Below are 3,722 nucleotides of genomic sequence, written 5' to 3'. Positions count from 1 at the left end.
GGGATCGTCCCAGTCGCGGGCCAGCGACACCTCGCGCCCGTCTGCCAGCACGAAGCCCGCCACATCAAGGGCATTGGCGGTGGCGTGCTGGCTGCGCCTCGCCCCGTCTCCCCGGCCGCCGCGCACGGCGCGGCAGGCATAGGTGCCGAGCTGCCGGATGCGCACCACCTCCTGCCCCAGATGCTCCCGCGCGGCGGGTTGCAGGATGGCGTTGACATAGATGGCCCAGGAGGCACCCACCGCGCAGGTCGCCACGGGCGCCGCCGGGGACATCGGCGGCCCGAAATCCAGCCGCAGCGCCTCCAGGATCTCGCAGCCCTCGCCGGAAGGCTGGTCCGCCACACGGCGCACGGGGATGCCGGCAGCCTCGAAGGCGGCGAAGCAGCGGTCCGGCTGCCACTTCATCTGCGCCAGCTTGAACCGGCCCAGCAGGTTGGGCGGCGCGCGCAGGTCCAGCGGTGCGAAAGGGTCCCAGGCCGGCGGCAGGCGCAGGAATCCCGCCAGCGCGGCCCCCAGCAGGGCAAGCGGCAGCAGCAGCAGGAGGAGGGCGCGCTTCACGCGCATGGAGATGGCCACGGCCCCACATTCCGGCAGCGGGAAGGGGGCGGATTTTGTGGTAACGAAATGCCGCCGGGTTTGTGGTATGAAAATACCACAACGAAAAAACCCTGATTCTGCTTGACTTACAGGGCCAGGGCGGCGATATGCCGCGCCACTCCTACTGAACCATCTGGATCGCCATGCTCTCGACGCAGACCCGCTCGATCAAGCCGGCGGAGGTCAAGAAGGACTGGGTGCTGATCGACGCGGAGGGCCTTGTGCTCGGCCGCCTCGCCGCCCTGGTCGCCAATCGCCTCCGCGGTAAGCACAAGCCCATCTTCACCCCGCATGTCGATTGCGGCGATCACGTCGTGATCGTGAATGCCGACAAGGTCCGCGTCACCGGCGCCAAGGCCGAGCAGTCCGTGTTCTACTGGCACACCGGCTATGCCGGCGGCATCAAGGGCCGCACGGTGCGCGAGCGCCTCGAGGGGCGCTTCCCCGAGCGCGTGATCGAGAAGGCCGTGGAGCGCATGATCACCCGCGGCCCGCTCGGCCGCCAGCAGATGCGCAACCTCCATGTCTATGCCGGTGGCGAACACCCGCATGCCGGTCAGACGCCGTCGAAGATCGACATCGCGGCGCTGAACCGCAAGAACAAGGTGGCCTGACCGTGAGCGATACCCAGTCCACGAACGCCACGACCACCAACTCGCTGGCCGACCTCAAGACCCTCGTCGCCGGCACCCCGGCCGCCGAGGGCAGCACGGCCGCCGTGACCCGCGAGCCGAAGCGTGACGCCCAGGGCCGCGCCTATGCGACCGGCCGCCGCAAGAACGCCATCGCCCGCGTCTGGCTGAAGCCCGGCAAGGGCGTGGTCGAGGTCAACGGCAAGGCGCAGGCGAAGTACTTCGCCCGCCCGGTGCTGCGGATGCTGATCGCCCAGCCCTTCCTGGTGTCCGACCGCTACCAGCAGTTCGACGTGATCTGCACGGTGGTCGGTGGCGGCCTGTCCGGCCAGGCCGGCGCGGTGCGCCTCGGCGTCAGCCGCGCGCTCACCCACTACGAGCCCGCCCTGCGCCCGATCCTCAAGAAGGCCGGCTTCCTGACCCGCGACCCGCGCGTGGTCGAGCGCAAGAAGTACGGCAAGGCCAAGGCCCGACGTTCCTTCCAGTTCAGCAAGCGCTGACCGGGGGCGGGCGCCGGTCGGCGCCCGGGCCATGTCCGGTTCCGGAAAAGGGCGGTCCCGCTGGGGCCGCCCTTTTTCACGTTCTTGTCCGTTGTTCCGGCACGGTGGCTGCGTCATCACCGTGCTGCATCCGAGAGCGAGAGGAGTTCTCCGCATGGCCAAGGGTTCCCTGCCGTCCGTCTTCGTGGACGGCGAGTCCGGCACCACGGGGCTGCAGATCGTCGAGCGCCTGCAGGACCTGCCGGGCGTCGCGCTGCGCTCCCTGCCGGCGGAGCGCCGCAAGGACCCGGAGGCCAAGCGCGCCCTGATGGCCGAGGTGGACGCCGTCGTGCTCTGCCTGCCCGACGACGCCGCCAAGGAAAGCGCCGCCATGGCGGCTTCCCTCGGCGCGGACGCGCCCAAGGTCCTCGACGCCTCCACCGCCCACCGGGTGGACCCGGACTGGGTCTACGGCTTCCCCGAGCTCTCGCCGGAACAGGCGGCCGCCGTGGCACGGGCCCCGCGCGTAAGCAATCCCGGCTGCTACCCCACCGGCGGCATCGCGCTGCTGCGCCCGCTGGTCGATGCCGGCCTCATCCCGGCGGACTACCCGGTCACGGTGAACGCCGTCTCCGGCTATTCCGGCGGCGGCAAGGCGATGATCGCCGAGCACGAGACCGGCAAGGCGCCGAATTTCGAGCTCTACGGCCTGGGGCTGGAGCACAAGCACGTGGCCGAGCTGCAGCGCTATTCCGGCCTGACGCGCCGGCCGCTCTTCGTGCCGAGCGTCGGGCATTTCCGGCAGGGCATGCTGGTCTCCATCCCGCTGCACCTCGACACGCTGCCGGGCAAGCCGTCCCCCGCCGACCTGCGCGCGGCGCTGGAGGCACGCTACGCGGATTCCCCCTGGGTCCACGTGCTGTCCGCCGAGGCGAATGGCAAGCTGGAGGCCGAGGCCCTGAACGACACCAACAGCCTGGAGCTGCGGGTCTTCGGCAGCGATGCCCGGGGGCAGGCGGTGCTGGTGGCGCGGCTGGACAATCTCGGCAAGGGCGCCTCGGGGGCGGCGGTGCAGAATCTCGGGCTGATGCTGGGCCTCGATGTCGAGGCGCGGCTGGGCCGGGCCGCATGAGCGCGACGGGAAACATCCTCCCTTTCGAGGGCAAGCTCCCCCGCATCCACCCCACCGCCTGGATCGCCCCCACCGCCGTGGTGATCGGCGACGTGGAGATCGGGGAGGGGGCCAGCGTCTGGTACCACTGCGTGCTGCGCGGCGACACCGCCGCGATCTCCGTCGGTGCCCGCTCCAACGTCCAGGACGGCACCATCGTCCACCTGAACGCCGGGGAGCCGGCGCGGATCGGCGCCGACGTCACCATCGGCCATGCCTGCATCATCCATTCCTGCACGCTGGAGGACGGCGCCTTCGTTGGCATGGGCGCCACGGTGCTGGACCGCGCGGTGATCGAGACCGGCGGGATGCTCGGCGCGGGCGGCCTGCTCGCGCCGGGCAAGGTGATCCGCCGCAACGAGCTCTGGCTCGGCTCCCCGGCGCGCATGGCCCGGCCGCGGACGGAGGAGGATCTCGCGCTCTTCGCCCGCACCGCCCCGCATTACGTGGAGCTGGCCGGGCGACACCGCCGCAGCCTGGAATGAGACGCGCCCGCCTCCTTCCGGTCCTGTTGCTGGCCGGCCTCGCCGCCTGCGCCACGGAAGCCAACGCCCCCGCCCTGCCGCCCATCGCCGCGACGGGGCAGGACCCGGCCATCGCCGCGATCTACGGCGCGATGCCGGTCTTCCGCGACACGCGCATCGTGGCGGGCCGGCCGGCAGAGGCCGCCATCGCCGCGATCCGGCTGGAATGGCTGGCGGCGGCGATGCCGCACGACCTGGCCTTCACGCACAGCAACCACATCACCATCCCGGCGATGCAGGCGGCCCGCGACAACCTCCGCGCCGCGCTCGGCATCCAGCCCGGGGCGCCGGGAACCGTTGTGATGGCCGGGCTGGCCGA

Annotated in this window: 6 protein-coding genes; 5 read left to right on the top strand and 1 reads right to left on the bottom strand. The window is 71.4% G+C overall.

What is annotated here, in order from left to right; all coding sequences use genetic code 11:
• Nucleotides 1-576 (bottom strand): extensin family protein (locus tag ROTAS13_RS20860; RefSeq protein ID WP_075823292.1); only part of this gene is annotated, 576 nt, incomplete at its 3' end.
• A 164-nt stretch (nucleotides 577-740) separates the two neighbouring features.
• On the opposite strand from ROTAS13_RS20860, the gene rplM reads away from it, so the two are divergent.
• The 5 genes from rplM to ROTAS13_RS20835 all read left to right on the top strand — a co-directional run.
• Nucleotides 741-1,211 (top strand): 50S ribosomal protein L13, encoded by a 471-nt coding sequence (rplM, locus tag ROTAS13_RS20855; RefSeq protein ID WP_019462592.1) that lies wholly within the window; start codon nucleotides 741-743, stop codon nucleotides 1,209-1,211.
• Between the two features lie 2 nt (nucleotides 1,212-1,213).
• Nucleotides 1,214-1,729 carry a 30S ribosomal protein S9 gene (gene rpsI / locus ROTAS13_RS20850; RefSeq protein WP_019462593.1) on the top strand — a complete coding sequence of 172 codons (516 nt, stop codon included), beginning with the start codon at nucleotides 1,214-1,216 and terminating at the stop codon, nucleotides 1,727-1,729.
• Between the two features lie 154 nt (nucleotides 1,730-1,883).
• Nucleotides 1,884-2,840: an N-acetyl-gamma-glutamyl-phosphate reductase gene (gene argC / locus ROTAS13_RS20845; RefSeq protein ID WP_075823291.1), complete on the top strand. Its 957-nt coding sequence runs from the start codon at nucleotides 1,884-1,886 to the stop codon at nucleotides 2,838-2,840.
• Nucleotides 2,837-3,364: a gamma carbonic anhydrase family protein gene (locus ROTAS13_RS20840; protein WP_075823290.1), complete on the top strand. Its 528-nt coding sequence runs from the start codon at nucleotides 2,837-2,839 to the stop codon at nucleotides 3,362-3,364. Before argC ends, ROTAS13_RS20840 begins: the two co-directional genes overlap by 4 nt.
• Nucleotides 3,361-3,722: hypothetical protein (locus ROTAS13_RS20835; RefSeq protein ID WP_216348707.1), on the top strand; the 362-nt coding region annotated here is incomplete at its 3' end. The genes ROTAS13_RS20840 and ROTAS13_RS20835, both read left to right, overlap by 4 nt.

It is taken from the genome of Roseomonas sp. TAS13, assembly GCF_001950415.1.
GTDB classification, from domain to species: Bacteria; Pseudomonadota; Alphaproteobacteria; order Acetobacterales; family Acetobacteraceae; genus Roseomonas; species Roseomonas mucosa.
This window is presented reverse-complemented; position numbering and strand designations above follow the sequence as displayed.